Raw genomic sequence first — 17,916 nt, forward strand, 5'->3', positions numbered from 1 at the left:
AGACAGTAGTCACGGAACGTGGAGAACCGGTCACTGCGCGTCCGGACCGTAGACTTCGGCCCTGTCCGAAACTCGCCGTACGTGGATGCACTCGCCCGGACACTCCTTCGCCGAGTCGATCACATCCGTGAGCAGCGGCAGCGGAACGGGCGTTGTCGCACCCTTGTCCTGGAGCAACTCGTCGTCCGCGCTCTTCACATAGGCCAGACCGTCGATGTCCAGCTCGAACACCTCGGGCGCGTACTGGGCGCAGATGCCGTCGCCGGTACACAGGTCCTGGTCGATCCAGACCTCCAGCGCCTCGCCCTCGACCCCGGCCTCCTGCTGCACGCTCATGTCTCCTGCCGTTTCATGCGTCGAGCCGCACCGGGAATCCGGCCAGCTCTGACGGGTGTTGAACGCTTCGACCGTACCTGAGGCTGGGTTCCAATCATGTTCGCTGGGTATTCCCCTGGCGTGAGGGAGAGCGCAAGGGTGAAGATCGGACACACCCCGACCGTCTTTGTGATCTAGGGGTTTCAATCGACACCCGCCCAGGTAGGGTCTGGAAGCGTCCAGCTCCCCTTGGAGGAGGTGAGGACCGTGGCAGCCCACGACGACGACATGAACCGCGGCATCCGCCCGGGACGCGGGTCCGACGACCCGGCCGGGCAGATCGCCTATCTTGAGCAGGAGATCGCCGTCCTGCGACGCAAGCTCGCCGACTCTCCGCGACACACGAGGATTCTCGAAGAGCGGATCGTCGAGCTGCAGACCAATCTGGCCGGCGTGTCCGCGCAGAACGAGCGACTCGCGAACACGCTCCGTGAGGCACGGGACCAGATCGTCGCCCTCAAGGAGGAAGTCGACCGGCTCGCGCAGCCGCCGGCCGGCTTCGGAGTCTTCCTGACGGCGAACGAGGACGGCACCGCCGACATCTTCACCGGCGGCCGCAAGCTCAGGGTGAACGTCAGCCCCAGCGTCGAGCTCGAGGAGCTCCGGCGCGGCCAGGAAGTCATGCTCAACGAAGCGCTCAACGTGGTCGAGGCCATGGAGTTCGAGCGCGTCGGTGACATCGTCACCCTCAAGGAGATCCTCGAGGACGGCGAGCGGGCCCTCGTGCTCGGGCACACCGACGAGGAGCGGGTGGTGCGGCTCGCCGAGCCGCTGCTGGACGTCACCATCCGCCCCGGCGACGCCCTGCTCCTGGAGCCCCGCTCCGGATACGTCTACGAGGTCGTCCCCAAGAGCGAGGTCGAGGAGCTCGTCCTCGAAGAGGTCCCCGACATCGGCTACGAGCAGATCGGTGGTCTCGGCGGCCAGATCGAGGCCATCCGGGACGCCGTCGAGCTCCCCTACCTCTACCCGGACCTGTTCAAGGAGCACGAACTGCGGCCGCCCAAGGGCGTGCTGCTGTACGGCCCCCCTGGATGCGGTAAGACACTGATCGCCAAGGCCGTGGCCAACTCGCTGGCCAAGAAGGTCGCCGAGGTGACCGGCCAGGCCGCCGGCAAGAGCTTCTTCCTGAACATCAAGGGCCCCGAGCTGCTCAACAAGTACGTCGGTGAGACGGAGCGGCAGATCCGCCTCGTCTTCCAGCGGGCCCGTGAGAAGGCCAGCGAGGGCACGCCCGTCATCGTCTTCTTCGACGAGATGGAGTCCCTCTTCCGCACCCGCGGCTCCGGTGTCAGCTCGGACGTGGAGAACACCATCGTCCCGCAGCTCCTCGCCGAGATCGACGGTGTGGAGGGTCTGCAGAACGTGGTCGTGATCGGCGCCTCCAACCGCGAGGACATGATCGACCCGGCCATCCTGCGTCCCGGCCGGCTGGACGTGAAGATCAAGATCGAGCGTCCGGACGCCGAGGCGGCCAAGGACATCTTCGGCAAGTACCTCACCGAGCGCCTCCCGCTGCACTCCGACGACCTCGGCGAGCACGGCGGCGACAAGGGTGCCACGGTCCAGAACATGATCCAGACCGCCGTCGAGCACATGTACGCCGAATCCGAGGAGAACCGCTTCCTGGAGGTCACCTACGCCAATGGTGACAAGGAAGTCCTGTATTTCAAGGACTTCAATTCCGGCGCCATGATCGAGAACATCGTGGGCCGTGCCAAGAAGATGGCGATCAAGGACTTCCTCGAGAAGAACCAGAAGGGCCTCCGCGTCTCCCACCTCCTCCAGGCCTGCGTGGACGAGTTCAAGGAGAACGAGGACCTGCCCAACACCACCAACCCCGACGACTGGGCCCGCATCTCCGGAAAGAAGGGCGAGCGGATCGTGTACATCCGTACGCTCATCACCGGAAAGCAGGGCGCGGACACCGGACGCTCCATCGACACGGTGGCGAACACCGGTCAGTACCTGTAAAAGGCAGGGCGGCTGCGGGTGCCCGTCGCGGGTACCCGCAGCCGACTGTTTTTCAGGCCACGGCTGGAGCAACGCAATGACGCAAATGATCTCCCCACCAGCGCAAAGGCGTTCTAGGCTCTTGCGTACCGCCGAGTCGCGCAGTGCGGGGACGGGCACCGCACACGCAACCGAGCGCCAGCGGTATCTGAGTGGCGCCCACGACCGAGGGTGCCGCCGGGCAAGGAGGGCCGCATGACCGTACGGCGAGTAATGGGCATCGAGACGGAGTACGGGATCTCCGTCCCCGGCCACCCCAACGCCAATGCCATGCTCACCTCGTCCCAGATCGTGAACGCCTACGCGGCGGCGATGCACCGGGCCCGCCGGGCCCGCTGGGACTTCGAGGAGGAGAATCCGCTGCGGGACGCGCGAGGCTTCGACCTCGCCCGTGAGGCCGCCGACTCCAGCCAGCTCACCGACGAGGACATCGGCCTGGCCAACGTGATCCTCACCAACGGTGCGCGGCTCTACGTCGACCACGCCCACCCCGAGTACAGCTCTCCCGAGGTGACCAATCCGCGGGACGCGGTCCTGTGGGACAAGGCCGGCGAGCGGATCATGGCGGAGGCCGCGGACCGGGCCGCCCAGCTGCCCGGTGCCCAGCCGATTCACCTGTACAAGAACAACACCGACAACAAGGGCGCGTCCTACGGCACGCACGAGAACTACCTGATGAAGCGGGAGACACCCTTCTCGGACATCGTGCGCCATCTGACGCCCTTCTTCGTCTCCCGTCAGGTCTTCGCCGGAGCGGGCCGCGTCGGCATCGGCCAGGACGGGCACGAGCACGGCTTCCAGCTCAGCCAGCGGGCCGACTACTTCGAGGTCGAGGTCGGCCTGGAGACGACGCTCAAGCGCCCCATCATCAACACCCGTGACGAGCCGCACGCGGACGCCGAGAAGTACCGGCGCCTGCACGTGATCATCGGTGACGCGAACCTGTCGGAGATCTCGACCTATCTGAAGCTGGGCACGACCGCGCTGGTCCTGTCGATGATCGAGGACGGCTTCATCGCCGTCGACCTGGCCGTCGACCAGCCCGTCCGCACCCTCCACCAGGTCTCGCACGACCCGTCCCTGAAGCGCCTGGTCACGCTGCGCAGCGGCCGTACGCTCACGGCGGTCCAGCTGCAGATGGAGTACTACGAGCTCGCGCGCAAGTACGTCGAGGAGCGGTTCGGCGCCGATGCCGACGAGCAGACCAAGGACGTCCTGTCCCGCTGGGAGGACACCCTCACCCGTCTGGAGCACGACCCGATGAGTCTGGCCGGGGAGCTGGACTGGGTCGCCAAGCGGGAGCTGATGGAGGGCTACCGCCGCCGGGACGACCTCGACTGGGACGCGGCCCGGCTGCACCTGGTCGACCTCCAGTACGCCGACGTGCGGCCCGACAAGGGCCTGTACAACCGTCTGGTGGCCCGGGGGCGCATGAAGCGGCTGCTGACCGACGAGGACGTCGAGCGGGCCCGTACGGCGCCGCCGGAGGACACCCGGGCGTACTTCCGCGGGCGCTGCCTGGAGCAGTACGCGGACGACGTCGCGGCCGCCTCCTGGGACTCGGTGATCTTCGATCTGCCGGGCCGGGACTCGCTGCAGCGCGTCCCAACCCTGGAACCGCTTCGCGGAACGCGTAATCACGTCAAGGAGCTCCTGGACCGCTGCCGTACCGCGGAAGACCTGGTCAGGGTGCTTTCGGGAGGATGAACGCGATCAGCGGGTACTCGGGTCGGGCCCGCCGGGCAGGGTGGAAAATCCCTGGTCCGGGAATCATCGAGGTGGTCCCCGTACGTTGGAGCAACTGCGGGGCCGTTGTCAGACCCGGCGAGTAGGGTCTGATCTTGACCGAGCAACTGTGTCGGGCGAACCGAGCGGGGTGAGGGATATGGCGACCAAGGACACCGGCGGCGGACAGCAGAAGGCCACCCGGTCCACCGAGGAGGTCGAGGAGCAGGCGGCAGAGGCGCAGGCTTCCGAGGACCTCAAGGAGCGTCAGGAGAAGCTGAGCGACGACGTGGACTCGGTTCTCGACGAGATCGACGACGTCCTCGAGGAGAACGCCGAGGACTTCGTGCGGTCCTTCGTGCAAAAGGGTGGCCAGTAAGGCGCCTGTGCCTTCATTTCGAAGGTGAATGGGGTGCGCGGGTGACGGACAAGCGGAGCGCGGAGCGCTGCGCGCGGGACAGGGCGTGACGCGCTGTCCTCGTGTGCGGCGCTCCGGGCGTCCGACGGCGCCGGAGCCCGGCGGCCCGCCGGCCGAGCGCGGCGGGCAAGTGCGGCATCGCTCCGGCGGAGTTGGGGTCGCCGGGCATGTGGATCACCGCCGCAGGACGGGTAGGGTCCGTGGCATACCGTGCCCCCGGTCGCAACCGGACCGGGGTTGTTCCAAGCATCGGCCCGACGTCACAGGGCGGGCTGTCGCATACGTGGAAGGAATCGCGTGGAAGCCAACACTCGTAGCACCGGGCGTCTACCAGCTGCCTTCCTGACGCCAGGCTCTTCCTCCTTCATGGACTTCCTGTCCGAGCACCAGCCGGAGATGCTGCCGGGCAACCGGCAACTGCCCCCCACCCAGGGCGTGATCGAGGCACCGCACGGCACCACGATCGTCGCCGTGACGTTCCCCGGCGGCGTCGTCCTCGCCGGTGACCGCCGGGCCACCATGGGCAACGTCATCGCGCAGCGGGACATCGAGAAGGTCTTCCCCGCCGACGAGTACTCGGCGGTGGGCATCGCCGGCACGGCGGGTCTGGCCGTGGAGATGGTGAAGCTCTTCCAGCTGGAGCTGGAGCACTTCGAGAAGGTCGAGGGCGCCCAGCTGTCCCTGGAGGGCAAGGCGAACCGGCTGTCGACGATGATCCGCTCGAACCTGGGCATGGCCATGCAGGGACTGGCCGTCGTCCCGCTGTTCGCCGGGTACGACGTGGACCGGGAGAAGGGCCGCATCTTCTCCTACGACGTCACGGGCGGGCGTTCCGAGGAGCAGGGGTACGCGGCCACCGGTTCCGGCTCGATCTTCGCGCGGGGCGCGATGAAGAAGCTCTTCCGGGAGGACCTGACCGAGGCCGAGGCCACGACGCTCGTGGTCCAGGCGCTCTACGACGCGGCAGACGACGACTCGGCGACCGGTGGTCCCGACGTCGCCCGCCGGATCTATCCCATCGTCACCGTGATCACCGAGGACGGCTTCCGCCGGCTCTCCGAGGACGAGGCGTCGCAGATCGCGCGCTCGATCCTGGAGCGGCGACTGGAGCAGCCGGACGGTCCGCGGGCCGCGCTGCTGTGAGCGGCGGGCTGTCTTGACGAGGTGATCCAGTGAATCGACGGAATCCTGAAGAGAGGGACGGATAACCGGTGTCGACGCCGTTCTATGTCTCACCCCAGCAGGCCATGGCCGACCGGGCGGAGTACGCCCGGAAGGGCATCGCCCGTGGTCGCAGCCTGGTCGTGCTGCAGTACGCCGACGGCATCGTGTTCGTCGGCGAGAACCCGTCCCGTGCGCTGCACAAGTTCAGCGAGATCTACGACCGGATCGGCTTCGCGGCCGCCGGCAAGTACAACGAGTACGAGAACCTGCGGATCGGCGGCGTGCGCTACGCCGACCTGCGGGGTTACACCTACGACCGGGGCGATGTGACGGCCCGGGGCCTGGCGAACGTGTACGCGCAGACGCTGGGCACGATCTTCTCCAGCGCGGCCGAGAAGCCGTACGAGGTGGAGCTGGTGGTGGCCGAGGTCGGGGAGACGCCCGACGGCGACCAGATCTACCGGCTGCCGCACGACGGGTCCATCGTGGACGAGCACGGCTCGGTCGCGGTGGGCGGCAACGCGGAGCAGATCAGCAGCTACCTGGACCAACGCCACCGGGACGGTATGACGCTGGCGGAGGCGCTGAAGCTGGCGGTGCAGTCGCTGTCGCGCGACACCAACGGCAGCGAGCGGGAGATTCCAGCGGAGCGGCTGGAGGTGGCGGTGCTGGACCGGACGCGCCCGCAGAAGCGGAAGTTCAGGCGGATCAGCGGGCGCCAGCTGTCCCGGTTGCTGGAGGAGGCGGCCGGGGCGGGCGATTCGCAGACGGCGCCGAAGGACACCGAATAGTCGTACCGAGTTTTTTGGGGGCGTGCCCCGGTCGCGGTTGTGGCGGCCGGGGCGCGGTCGTGTGGGGGTGCGCGTCTTCGCCTGACGCCGGGTGGTGGGTCGGGCCGCGCGGGGGGTGTCCGTCCTCGGAACGGCGCGACGGGGTCGGACGCCGGCCGGCTGTCCGTTGACGCGCCAACCGCTGCGGGGGCGGACACCCCCCGGCACGGCCCCTCGCGCCGTCCCGTGGGTGCGGGCACGTCTCGGCTACCGCCGTCCGCCCTAGCTGGCGGGCAGTCGTGCTGGGGCGGCACGGACGGGCGTGGGGACCGCCCCTGCTCGAGCGAAGCCGAGAGCTTGGGAGAGGCACCTCGTTCCCGAGGTGCGGTCCCACCCGGCCTCGGTCAACGCGGTGGTGCCGTGGAGCCCCGTTCCACCAGCCGGACCGGGATGTCCCCGCTCTCGGGCTCGCGGTCCTCCAGGACGGCCAGTAGGGCCCGCATGCCCCGTTCGCCGAACAGTTCCGCGTCCAGGCGGACCGTCGTCAGCTCCGGGTCGATGGCCGTGGCCAGGGCCAGGTCGTCCAGGCCGGTGACCGACAGGTCGTCCGGGATGCGCAGGCCCAGGCGGCGGGCGGCCTTGTACACGCCCGCGGCCAGGAGGTCGTCGTCGCAGACCACGGCCGTGGGGCAGGGTCCGGGGGCCGACAGGGCGGCCTCCGCCGCCGGTACCGCCTCCTCGATGGAGATCGGGGAGCGGGCCGTGGAGACCGAGGTGCCGGGTACGGCGGCGAGGCGGGAGGCCAGTTCCCGGGACCGTACCTCGAAGGTCCAGGACGGCACGTCCGCCGCGAGGTGGAGGAAGCGGCGGTGGCCCAGGGACAGCAGGTGCTCGGCGACCTGGCGGACACCGTCGGCGATGTCCAGGTTGACCGTCGCCGCGCCGAGGCTGCCCGCCGGGTCGCTGTCCAGCATGACCAGGGGGAGCGCCTCGCCGCGGATCGCGGTCAGCGCGTCCGCCGCCATGGACGAGGCGATGACACCGTCCAGGGCCGCCTGCGCCGAGGCGAACGGGTCGCGGGCGGGGCCGATGCCCTCGGGGGAGGGGTAGAGGACCACGCCGAAGCCGTGCTCCGCGGCGACCCGGGCCGCGCCCGTGTAGACGCCCGCGAAGAACTCCGTGGTGAGGGCCGGGACCACCAGCAGGACCGTGCGCGTACGGCCCAGACGCAGGTGGCGGGCGGCCAGGTTCGGGCGGTAGCCCAGGTCGCGGGCGGCCTCGCGGACCCGTGCGGCGGTCGCCTCCGAGACGCGGCCGCGCCACTTGTCACCCAGGACCAGCGACACGGCCGCCTGGGAGACGCCGGCGGCCTGGGCGACGTCCCGGCTCGTGGGGCGGGTGCTGCCTCGTGCCACCGTGGGCCTGCTCTTTCGTATGGACGCGTGAACAGCCGACATGGTACGTATGGAACTCGACGTTATACGTAAAACCTAGGGCGGGGACATGGCCACGGGATACCTGGAGATCCTTCGGGCGCGACACGCCGCCCGGCTGCTCGTCGGCACACTGGTCGGCCGGCTGCCCAACGCCACGGCCGCCATCGCGATCGTGCTCTTCGTGCGCGCGGAGGGCGGCACGTACAGCCTGGCCGGTGCGCTGGCGGCGGTGTACGGCGTCGCCAACGCCGTCGGCCAGCCGGTGCTGGGACGCCTCGTGGATCTGCGCGGACAGCCGCGGGTGCAGCTGCCCGCCGCCGCGCTGTCGGCACTGGCGATGGCCGCATTCGCCTTCCTCGGCATCGGCCCGCTCCCGCTCGCGTACCTCGCCGTCGCGGCCGCCGGTCTCTTCACGCCGCCCCTGGAGGGCGGGCTGCGGGCGCTGTGGCCCTCCGTGCTGCGCCGGGAGGACCAGGTGCACACGGCGTACGCCATGGACGCCGTGGCCCAGGAGGTGATGTTCACCGTCGGGCCGCTGCTGGTGACGCTGTGCGTGTCCCTGTGGTCCGCGCAGGCCGCGCTGCTCGTGCTGAACGTCATAGGAGTGCTGGGGGCGCTGTCCGTGGTCGTGTCGGCGCCCTCGCGGGCCTGGCGGTCGGCGCCGCGCGAGGCCCACTGGCTCGGTGCGCTGCGCTCTTCGGGGCTGCTGGCCCTGCTCGCGGCGTTCCTGTTCATCGGGATGGCCCTGGGGTCCATCACGGTCGCCTCCGTGCCCTACGCGGACGACCACGGCGGTGACGCCGTGTACGGGTGGCTGATGGCGGCGCTGGGCTTCGGCGCGCTGGTGGGCGGTGCCGTCTACGGCGCCCGGCAGTGGGCCGGTGAGCCCGCGCGGCGACTGCGGGTGCTGGTGGCCCTCCTGGTGGTGTGTCACCTGCCGCTGATGCTCATGCCGGACGCGGTGCCCATGGTGGCGCTGACCGCGCTCGCCGGCGTCTTCCTCGCGCCCGCCATCGCCTGCGCGTTCGTCCTGGTCGACCGGCACGCCCCGCGCGGCACGGTCACCGAGGCGTTCTCCTGGCTGGTGACCACCTTCACCGTGGGCCACTCGGTCGGAACGGGCGTCGCGGGGCCCGTCGTGGAGGCGGGCGGGGCGCAGTGGGGCTTCGCCGTGCCGGCCGTCGCGGGTGGCGTGTCCCTGCTGGTTTTGGCCGCCACAGGACGGGTAGTCGCAGCTCCCGGCCGGGGAGCAGTCGTCGCGGCCGGTTCGGAAAATGATCCGAACCGTGCCGTCGAACCCCGTTTCAGTTCAGGGGATCGGGCGTAATGTTCCCTCATGGACCGCCGCATTTTCGGGCTGGAGAACGAGTACGGCGTCACGTGCACGTTCAGGGGACAGCGCCGCCTGTCTCCTGACGAGGTGGCGCGGTACCTCTTCCGCCGTGTCGTGTCATGGGGCCGTAGCAGCAATGTCTTTCTGCGAAACGGCGCCCGCCTCTATCTCGACGTGGGATCGCATCCGGAATACGCCACACCCGAATGTGACAACGTGATCGAACTGGTCACCCACGACAAAGCCGGCGAGCGCATTCTCGAAGGACTCCTGGTGGACGCCGAACGACGCCTGCACGAGGAGGGAATCGCGGGCGACGTCTACCTCTTCAAGAACAACACCGACTCGGCGGGCAACTCCTACGGATGCCATGAGAACTATCTCGTGGCGCGGCACGGGGAGTTCTCGCGTCTCGCGGACATTCTGATCCCGTTCCTGGTCACACGGCAGTTGCTGTGCGGCGCCGGCAAGGTGCTGCAGACACCGCGCGGTGCCGTGTACTGCGTCAGCCAGCGGGCCGAGCACATCTGGGAGGGCGTCTCCTCGGCGACCACCCGCTCCCGCCCGATCATCAACACGCGCGACGAGCCGCACGCGGACGCCGAGCGCTACCGCCGCCTGCACGTCATCGTGGGCGACTCGAACATGTCCGAGACCACCAACCTGCTCAAGGTCGGCGCCACCGACCTGGTGCTGCGCATGATCGAGGCGGGCACGGTGATGCGGGACCTGACCCTGGAGAACCCCATCCGGGCCATCCGGGAGGTCAGCCACGACATCACCGGCCGCCGCAAGGTCCGCCTGGCCAGCGGCCGCGAGGCCTCCGCCCTGGAGGTGCAGCGCGAGTACTACGAGAAGGCCCTGGACTTCTGCGAGCGCCGCGGCATCCGCACCGGCACCGTGGAGCGGGTCCTGGAGCTGTGGGGCCGCACGCTCGACGCGATCGAGTCCGAGGACCTCGACCGCATCGGCACCGAGATCGACTGGGTCATGAAGTACAAGCTCATCGAGCGCTACCGGGCCAAGCACAACATGACGATGTCGCACCCGCGGGTCGCCCAGATAGACCTCGCCTACCACGACATCCACCGCCGTCGTGGCCTGTACTACCTGCTCGAGAAGAAGGGGCAGGCGACCCGCGTCTGCAACGACCTGAAGATCTTCGAGGGCAAGTCCGTCCCGCCGCAGACCACTCGGGCCCGGCTGCGCGGCGACTTCATCCGGCGGGCCCAGGAGCAGCGCCGCGACTTCACGGTCGACTGGGTGCACCTCAAGCTCAACGACCAGGCGCAGCGCACCGTGTTGTGCAAGGACCCGTTCCGGTCGGTGGACGACCGCGTGGAGAAGCTGATCGCCGGAATGTGAGCCGGCGCACCGGCGCGGGAGAATCGCCGGAACGCCACACGGGCGCCGTACGTTCCCAGTACGGCGCCCTGCTCACGCCGTAGAGTTGCGCGCACTCCATCCAAGAGATCAACCGATTACGAGGCCCCCACAGTGCGCCGACGCTCACTTCTTCTCACCGTGCCCGCAGGTCTGGCCACGCTCGCCGCGTGCGGCGACGACAAGTCCGACTCGAGCAAGGCCAGCGACAGCCCGTCGCCCTCGGCGTCCGGTCCGTCCGCCGCTCCGTCGCCGAAGATCGTCGAAGGCCCGCTGCCCGCGGTCACGGCCGGCACCAAGTTCGACGAGAAGCCCACGGTCGCGAAGGGCAGTGGCGAGCCGTCGAAGGACCTCGCGGTGAAGACCCTCATCGCGGGCGGCGGCAAGACCGTCGCGGAGAACGACTTCGTCGTCGCGAACTACCTGGGCCAGGTGTGGAACACCGCCAAGGTCTTCGACAACTCCTACGACCGCAAGGCCCGCCTGGCCATCCAGCTCACCCAGGGCCAGATCATCGACGGCTGGCGGTACGCGCTGGCGGGCAAGAAGGCCGGCAGCCGCGTCGAGATGGCCGTCCCGCCCACCTGGGGCTACGGCAAGCAGGGCAACGCCCAGGCGGGCATCAAGGGCACCGACACGCTGGTCTTCGTCGTCGACATCCAGGACGCGTTCAACGCCACCAGCTCCGCCAAGGGCAAGGAGGTCCCGCAGCAGAACGCGGACCTGCCCAAGGTCGGCACCAACACCGACGGCAAGGCCCCCTCCATCGAGGTGCCCAAGAAGGCCGCGCCGAAGAAGCTCGTCGCGGAGTACGTCCTGGAGGGCGACGGCGAGGAGGTCGCCGCCGAGAACAGCGTCCTCGTGCAGTACAAGGGCGTGCTGTGGGACGACGGCAAGGAGTTCGACTCCTCGTACGCCAACAAGCAGCTCGTGTCGTTCTCGCTGCAGCAGGTCGTCAAGGGCTGGGCGCAGGGCCTGACCGGCAAGAAGGTCGGCAGCCGGGTCCTGATCGTCATCCCGCCGGAGCTGGGCTACGGCGACAACCCGCCGCAGGGCAGCGGCATCAAGAAGGACTCCACGCTGGTCTTCTCGGTGGACATCCTCGCGAAGCTGTGAGGCGTGCGGGATGTAAGACTGTGCGTGTTCGCCTTTCCGCAGACAAGCAGGAGCAGCAGACGTGAGCATCGACAAGCCCGAGATCGACTTCCCGGGCGGCGAGCCCCCGGCGGACCTCGAGATCAAGGACATCTGGGAAGGCGACGGCCCGGTCGCGCAGGCCGGCCAGACCGTCACCGTGCACTACGTGGGTGTCGCCTTCAGCACGGGTGAGGAGTTCGACGCCAGCTGGAACCGCGGCACTCCGTTCCGCTTCCCCCTGGGTGGCGGCCGGGTCATCAAGGGCTGGGACCAGGGCGTGCAGGGCATGAAGGTCGGCGGCCGCCGCCAGCTGACCATCCCCGCCCACCTCGCCTACGGCAACCAGAGCCCGACCCCGGCGATCAAGCCCGGCGAGACGCTGATCTTCGTGGTCGACCTGCTCGGGGTCTGAGCAAGGACCGACAGACTCGATCATGTGGGGCCCATGCCTGCTCGGGCATGGGCCCTCGGCTTTTGCCGTACCACCCTGTGGCGGTACGGTCATCGCTCGTAAGCACCATAGGGAGGCGAAGCGCGTCGATGGCCATTGCCAAGGCCGAGCGGCTGATGAACCTGGCACTGTGTCTGCTCGGGACACGCCGGCCGCTCAGCAAGCGCGAGCTGCGTGACTCCATCGAGGCCTACGTCGAGGCCTTCGGGCCGGGCAACGGCCCGAGCGGCAGCGACGACTCCTTCAACCGCATGTTCGAGCGCGACAAGGACGACCTGCGCGAACTCGGGCTGGTCATCGAGACCGTCGAGAGCCTCGACGGTGAGGTCGGCTACATGGCCCGCCGTGACAGCAACCGCCTGCCGCCCATCACCCTGGACGCCGAGGAGGCCGCCGCGCTGGGGCTCGCCGCCAAGGTGTGGCAGCAGGCCCGGCTCGCCGGCGCGGCCAGCGGCGCCCTGCAGAAGCTGCGCGCGGCGGGGCTGCCCGAGGACGTCGACCCGTATGGCTCGCACGGCGCGCTGGAGCCGCGGATCCCTGTGCACGAGGCGGCGTTCGAGCCGCTGATGCTGGCCTGCCGGGACCGGCGGCCCGTCGTCTTCGACTACCGCAAGGCCACGGCCGCCCACCCCGAGCAGCGGCACGTCGAGCCGTGGGCACTGGAGTGCTGGCGGGGCCACTGGTACCTGGCGGGCTGGGACCGCGACCGGGGCGCCGAGCGGGTGTTCCGGCTGTCCCGGATCACCGGCAAGGTCCGCTCCCGCGGCGGCCGGTACACCGCCGATGTGCCGGACGTCGTCACGGTCCGGGAGACCGTCGCGGGCTGGGCCGGGGAGATCGCCGACCGCTCGGCCCGGATCCGGCTGCGCTCGGACGCCGGGTACCCCCTTCGGGCGAAGGCCACCTCGGTCCGGGAACTCGGCGATGGCTGGGACGAGTTGGAGATTCCGTACGGCCACGGTCTCGACGCCTGGCTGGTGGAGTTCGGGCCCGACGTGGTCGTCCTGGAGCCCGCCGAGCTGCGGGCCGACGTGGTGGACCGGCTGCGTGCCGTGGCCAAGGGCTGAGGGGGAGCGGAGCGACAGTGGCAGGCAAACCGGTCAGGGCGGTCAACGCCATCGATCAGACCCGGCGGATGCTCTCCCTGGTGACGTACCTCAGGGAGCGCCCCGGGGCCCGGGTCGAGGACGTCGCGCGCGCCTTCGGCATCACCGAGGACGAGCTGGTCTCCGACCTCGACGTGCTGCCCATGTGCGGCACGAGCTTCCGCGGCGGCGACCTCCTCGACATCGACACCGACGGCGAGCGCATCTGGTGGCACAACCCGGCCGCCCTGGCCGCCGAGGCCGCCGAGCCGCTCAGACTCGCCGCCGACGAGGCCACCGCGCTGCTCGTCGCCGCCCGGGCCGTGGCCACCCTGCCGGGACTGCGCGAGAGCGACCGGCAGGCGCTGTTGCGGGCGACGGCCAAGGTGGAGACCGCGGCCGGCGAGGCCGCGGGTGCCAGCTCACGGCTGTCGGTGACCTTCGAGTCCGAGGGCGGCGTCTTCGCGGACGTCGACCGGGCGATCGCCGAGCGCCGCCGGCTGTGGATCCGCTACTACTCGCCCGCCCGCGACGAGGTCACCGAGCGGGAGATCGACCCCATCCGCCTGGTCAGCGTCGGGCACACCTACGTCGAGGCCTGGTGTCGCCGCTCCGAGGCGCGCCGCACCTTCCGGCTCGACCGGGTCGCCGAGATCAGGATCCTGGACGAGCCCTCGGCCCCGCCCGAGATCGAGCTGCGCGACCTGTCCGAGGCACTGGTGCAGCCCGCGGCCGAGGACCCGGAGGTCGTGATCGAGGTCGGGCCCGGCGGCCGGTGGGTCGCCGAGTACTACCCGCACGACAGTGCGGATGAGCTGCCGGACGGCGGGCTGCGTATCACTCTGCGGACGCCCGAACCGGCGTCGCTGCGCCGCCTGGCGCTGCGGCTCGGACGGGACGGCCGGATCGTCTCCCCGCCGGAGCTGGCCGACAGCGCCCGGCAGGCGGCGCGTGAGGCACTGGCGGCGTACGACGGTGTCGAGGCCGCGGGCGCGGCTTCCGCCCCCGGGGCGCCCGTCGCGCCCGAGGTGCCCGTCGCGCCCGAGGTGCCCGAGGGGCCCGGGGCACAGGCGGTCGCGGCGGCGCAGGCGGTTCCGGACGGGCCGGGTGGCGGGCGCGGGTGAGTCCGGGCGCTCACCGCACGGGCGGTCCGCGGAGGCCGCCGCGTGCGGCCCCGGAGGCGAACGACCCCAGAAAGAGGAGCGAGGGCTGTGACCGAGTCGGCGACGTCCGGTGCGCGGGGGATGACGGTGGAGTCCGCGTTCGCCGGGATGAGAAGCGTGCCTCCGGTGATGTTCCGGGCGGGCTGCCCGGACTGCCGGGAGCGCTTCGAGCTCACCGCGAGCGCCCTGCGCCTCGCCATCGGCGCCACGAGCCGTACGACCTTCTACTCCTTCACCTGCCCGGAGTGCGGCGCGTCCGTCCGCAAGCCCGCGGGGGAGCGGATCGTGGAGCTGCTCACCGGTGGTGGTGTGCGGACGCTGCGGCTGCACTCCACCGTGTAGAGGGTCGCGGCGTCCGGACCCGCGGGACGGTCTAGGCTCGGCGTCATGTTCTGGCCGATGTTCGCGATCGCTGTGGGTTTCGTGGGTCTCGCCGTGCTGGGGGTGCTCGCCGTGCAGGTGTTCGTGGAGGCACAGCGCCTGGGCAGGCAGGTCACGGACTCGGCGCGCCGGATCAGCCGCGCCGCCGAGGATCTGGAGCGGGCCGCGGAGAGCGCCGCCCGGTCCGCGGACGCCCTGTGAGCCGTCGGGCAGGCGGCTGTGAGTCACGCTTTGGGCCACTTCGCCCTGTCACCTTGCCGGTTCGGGCAGGTACTCTGCTGGTCGCGGCCCGGTTAACGAGGCACTGGTCGCGGACGGGAGTACGCACAGGGATTGCAGAGGGATTGCCTCACGTTCACCCCCGGGCGTTACGATCGCTGTCGTGACGATCGTTCGGACATGTGTCCGACTGATCGGACAGCACCCCACCACAGCCGCCTCGGTGAGAAGGTAAAGACTTATGTTCGGAAGGCTCGGAGCCCCCGAGATCATTCTCATCCTCGTCGTCATCATCCTGCTGTTCGGCGCGAAGAAGCTTCCGGACATGGCTCGGTCGCTCGGCAAGTCCGCGCGGATCCTCAAGAGCGAGGCCAAGGCCATGAAGGACGAGAACAAGTCGTCCACGACCCCGGCCGGTCCGCCCAACACCGACGAGCCCGCGCAGCGCACCATCCAGGCCGCCCCCGGCGACGTGACCAGCTCGCGCCCGGTCAACGAGCCGACGGACACGACCAAGCGCTGACGCAGGGCCGGTGACCTCCGGCCCGCCGCACGAGATGGGAACGTGGGTTGCTGAAGTCTGCCCGCAAGAAGGAGAAGGACCCCGAGGGGCGGATGCCCCTCGCGGAGCACCTTCGCGAGCTTCGCAACCGGCTCGCCAAGGCGATTTTGGCGATCGTCGTCGTCACGGTCTTCGCCGCCTTCTTCTACAACGACATCATCAACTTGATCACCGAGCCGATCCTCGACTCGGTCGGCTGTGACAAGACCTTCGCGGAACTGGCCAAGTCGCAGGTGGGCACCGAGCCGTGTGCCCAGATCACCATCAACGGCCTGCTCACTCCCTTCACGCTGGCGCTGAAGGTGTCCCTCATGGCCGGCGTCGTCCTGGCCTCCCCGGTCTGGCTCTACCAGCTGTGGGCCTTCGTCGCGCCCGGACTGCACCGGCACGAGAAGAAGTACGCCTACGCCTTCGTGGCCACGGGCGCCCCGCTGTTCGTCATCGGCGCCTACTTCGCGTACACGGTCCTTCCCACCACCGCGAAGGTGCTGCTGGAATTCACCCCGGTCAGCACGTCCAACCTCCTCCCGCTGGACGACCTGCTCGACCTGGTCATGCGGATGGTGCTCGTCTTCGGCCTCTCGTTCGAGCTGCCGCTGCTGCTGGTCATGCTCAACCTCACCGGGGTGATCAGCGGTAAGCGCATGCTCGGCTGGTGGCGCGGCATGATCATGGGCATCACGGTCTTCGCAGCCGTCGCCACCCCCAGCACGGACCCGCTGACCATGCTGGCGCTCGCGGCGCCGATCTGGATCCTCTACTTCGCGGCCGTCGCCTTCTCCCTGGTCAACGACCGTCGCCGCAGCCGCCGCGAGGCCCTCGGTCCCGCCGACGACGAGGCCTCCGAGCTGGATCTCACCCCCGAGGACATCGGCGAGATCGAGCCCGTGACGACCAGCAGGGCCGCCCTGCCCGAGCAGGCGAGCGCGGACCGGACGGAACGCGTCAACGGTTATGACGACGTGACCTGAGGACCGGCGGGCAGCTCATAAGGTCACTGTCGTGACCAGCGAGATCACCCTCTTCGTCAACCCCACCGCGGGACGCGGCCGGGGCGCCCGCGCGGCGCAGCCGGCCGCTTCCGCGTTGCGGGCGGCCGGGTTCTCCGTCCGCACCGTGCTCGGTGAGGACGCCGACGACGCCCTCGTCCGCGCGCGTGCCGCCGTCGAGGGCGGCACCGGGGCGCTGATCGCCGTCGGCGGCGACGGCATGGCCAACCTCGCGCTGCGGGCGGTCGCGGGTACGCGCACCCCGCTCGGCCTGGTCGCCGTCGGCACCGGCAACGACTTCGCCCGCGCCCTCGGGCTGCCCGTGCGCCGGCCGGACGCCGCGGGCCGCATGATCGCCGACGCCCTCAAGTGCGACCGGATCCGGGACGTCGACCTCGGCCGGGTGGGCGACCGCTGGTTCGGCACGGTCCTCGCCTCCGGCTTCGACTCCCGCGTCAACGACCGCGGCAACCGCATGCGCCGGCCCGCCGGGCGCCTCAAGTACGACCTGGCGATGATCGCCGAACTGGCCGCGTTCCGGCCCGTCCCGTACCGGATCCGGCTCGACGACGGCGACGTGCGCGAGGTCGAGGCCACCCTCGTGGCCGTCGGCAACGGCTCCTCCTACGGCGGAGGCATGCGGATCTGTCCCGGCGCCGACCTGACCGACGGGCTGTTCGACATCACGGTGGTCGGGGACTGCAGCCGCACGACGCTGCTGCGGGTGTTCCCGAGGGTGTACCGGGGGACGCACGTCGACCACCCCGCGGTGACGGTGCTGCGGGCGGCCCGGGTCGAGATCGCCGCCGAGGACGTCACCGGCTACGCCGACGGGGAGCCCCTCGGTCCGCTGCCGCTGACCGCGCGCTGCGTGCACGGGGGCGTGCGGGTCGTCGGTCCCTGAGACCCGCCGACGCGCGGTCCCTGGGACCTGTCGCCCTCGGGCCCGTCGCCTCGTGGTCCCCGGGCCCGTCGCCTCGTGGTCCCTGGGGCTTTCGCCTCGCGGCCCCTGGACCGTCGCCCCGCCGTCCCTGGGACTCGTTGCCCCGGGCCCCTGAACCCGTCGCCGCGCGTCCCCTGGGACCTGTCGCCCCCGGGCCCCTGGACCCATAGCCGCGCGTCTCTGGGATTTGTGGCCCTCCGGCTCCCGGGCCCTCCGGCTCCCGGGCCCTCCGGCTCCCGGGCCCTCCGGCTCCCGGGCCCTCCGGCTCCCGGGCCCTCCGGCCCCCGGGCCCCCGGGCCCCCGGGCCCCCGGCACAGATCACCGCCCTCAGCGGCGACCGCATCCTCGACTACGCCGGAGGCACCGGAC

18 protein-coding genes are annotated in these 17,916 nt (G+C 70.3%); 16 read left to right on the forward strand and 2 right to left on the reverse strand.

Annotation, left to right across the window (positions count from 1 at the left end; translation table 11 throughout):
• Positions 1-30 precede the first annotated feature (30 nt).
• Positions 31-336 carry a ferredoxin gene (locus tag ABTZ58_RS34315; RefSeq protein WP_351365538.1) on the reverse strand — a complete coding sequence of 102 codons (306 nt, stop codon included), beginning with the start codon at positions 334-336 and terminating at the stop codon, positions 31-33.
• A gap of 246 nt (positions 337-582) precedes the next feature.
• Here ABTZ58_RS34315 and arc point away from each other — a divergent pair, with 246 nt between their 5' ends.
• The 5 genes from arc (at position 583) to prcA (ending at position 6,486) form a co-directional block, all read left to right on the forward strand.
• Complete coding sequence (arc, locus tag ABTZ58_RS34320) at positions 583-2,349, forward strand: proteasome ATPase (RefSeq protein ID WP_094055291.1); 1,767 nt, start codon at positions 583-585, stop codon at positions 2,347-2,349.
• A gap of 234 nt (positions 2,350-2,583) precedes the next feature.
• Entirely contained in the window at positions 2,584-4,095 is a 1,512-nt protein-coding gene (dop, locus tag ABTZ58_RS34325; RefSeq protein ID WP_351365542.1) for a depupylase/deamidase Dop, read from the forward strand.
• Between the two features lie 178 nt (positions 4,096-4,273).
• Positions 4,274-4,492 carry a ubiquitin-like protein Pup gene (locus ABTZ58_RS34330; protein ID WP_030244016.1) on the forward strand — a complete coding sequence of 73 codons (219 nt, stop codon included), beginning with the start codon at positions 4,274-4,276 and terminating at the stop codon, positions 4,490-4,492.
• Positions 4,493-4,828: 336 nt separating this feature from the next.
• Complete coding sequence (gene prcB, locus ABTZ58_RS34335) at positions 4,829-5,674, forward strand: proteasome subunit beta (RefSeq protein ID WP_351365546.1); 846 nt, start codon at positions 4,829-4,831, stop codon at positions 5,672-5,674.
• A 68-nt stretch (positions 5,675-5,742) separates the two neighbouring features.
• Entirely contained in the window at positions 5,743-6,486 is a 744-nt protein-coding gene (prcA, locus tag ABTZ58_RS34340; protein ID WP_351365549.1) for a proteasome subunit alpha, read from the forward strand.
• 383 nt (positions 6,487-6,869) lie between these two features.
• Here prcA and ABTZ58_RS34345 read toward each other — a convergent pair whose 3' ends face one another.
• Positions 6,870-7,880 carry a LacI family DNA-binding transcriptional regulator gene (locus ABTZ58_RS34345; protein ID WP_351365552.1) on the reverse strand — a complete coding sequence of 337 codons (1,011 nt, stop codon included), beginning with the start codon at positions 7,878-7,880 and terminating at the stop codon, positions 6,870-6,872.
• An 88-nt stretch (positions 7,881-7,968) separates the two neighbouring features.
• Here ABTZ58_RS34345 and ABTZ58_RS34350 point away from each other — a divergent pair, with 88 nt between their 5' ends.
• The 11 genes from ABTZ58_RS34350 (at position 7,969) to ABTZ58_RS34400 (ending at position 17,508) form a co-directional block, all read left to right on the forward strand.
• Positions 7,969-9,228, forward strand: a complete 1,260-nt coding sequence (locus ABTZ58_RS34350) for an MFS transporter (protein WP_351365555.1) — start codon at positions 7,969-7,971, stop codon at positions 9,226-9,228.
• A 9-nt stretch (positions 9,229-9,237) separates the two neighbouring features.
• Positions 9,238-10,599 (forward strand): Pup--protein ligase, encoded by a 1,362-nt coding sequence (pafA, locus tag ABTZ58_RS34355; protein ID WP_351365557.1) that lies wholly within the window; start codon positions 9,238-9,240, stop codon positions 10,597-10,599.
• Between the two features lie 132 nt (positions 10,600-10,731).
• A complete protein-coding gene (locus ABTZ58_RS34360; RefSeq protein WP_351365560.1) occupies positions 10,732-11,733 on the forward strand; it encodes an FKBP-type peptidyl-prolyl cis-trans isomerase in 1,002 nt (333 codons plus the stop codon).
• Between the two features lie 61 nt (positions 11,734-11,794).
• Positions 11,795-12,166, forward strand: a complete 372-nt coding sequence (locus ABTZ58_RS34365) for an FKBP-type peptidyl-prolyl cis-trans isomerase (protein ID WP_019754140.1) — start codon at positions 11,795-11,797, stop codon at positions 12,164-12,166.
• Positions 12,167-12,294: 128 nt separating this feature from the next.
• Positions 12,295-13,272, forward strand: coding sequence for a helix-turn-helix transcriptional regulator (locus tag ABTZ58_RS34370; protein WP_351365563.1), 978 nt, complete (start codon positions 12,295-12,297; stop codon positions 13,270-13,272).
• A 17-nt stretch (positions 13,273-13,289) separates the two neighbouring features.
• Positions 13,290-14,414, forward strand: a complete 1,125-nt coding sequence (locus ABTZ58_RS34375) for a helix-turn-helix transcriptional regulator (protein WP_351365566.1) — start codon at positions 13,290-13,292, stop codon at positions 14,412-14,414.
• 87 nt (positions 14,415-14,501) lie between these two features.
• Positions 14,502-14,795, forward strand: a complete 294-nt coding sequence (locus ABTZ58_RS34380; protein ID WP_351365569.1) for a CpXC domain-containing protein — start codon at positions 14,502-14,504, stop codon at positions 14,793-14,795.
• Between the two features lie 45 nt (positions 14,796-14,840).
• Positions 14,841-15,035 (forward strand): hypothetical protein, encoded by a 195-nt coding sequence (locus ABTZ58_RS34385; RefSeq protein ID WP_351365572.1) that lies wholly within the window; start codon positions 14,841-14,843, stop codon positions 15,033-15,035.
• Positions 15,036-15,294: 259 nt separating this feature from the next.
• Complete coding sequence (tatA, locus tag ABTZ58_RS34390) at positions 15,295-15,576, forward strand: Sec-independent protein translocase subunit TatA (RefSeq protein WP_351365575.1); 282 nt, start codon at positions 15,295-15,297, stop codon at positions 15,574-15,576.
• A gap of 47 nt (positions 15,577-15,623) precedes the next feature.
• Positions 15,624-16,586, forward strand: a complete 963-nt coding sequence (tatC, locus tag ABTZ58_RS34395) for a twin-arginine translocase subunit TatC (RefSeq protein ID WP_351365578.1) — start codon at positions 15,624-15,626, stop codon at positions 16,584-16,586.
• Between the two features lie 31 nt (positions 16,587-16,617).
• Positions 16,618-17,508, forward strand: coding sequence for a diacylglycerol kinase (locus tag ABTZ58_RS34400; protein WP_351365581.1), 891 nt, complete (start codon positions 16,618-16,620; stop codon positions 17,506-17,508).
• The last annotated feature ends 408 nt before the right edge of the window (positions 17,509-17,916 follow it).

The organism is Streptomyces sp. NPDC094143, assembly GCF_040303825.1.
In the GTDB taxonomy this organism is placed as follows: Bacteria; Actinomycetota; Actinomycetes; order Streptomycetales; family Streptomycetaceae; genus Streptomyces.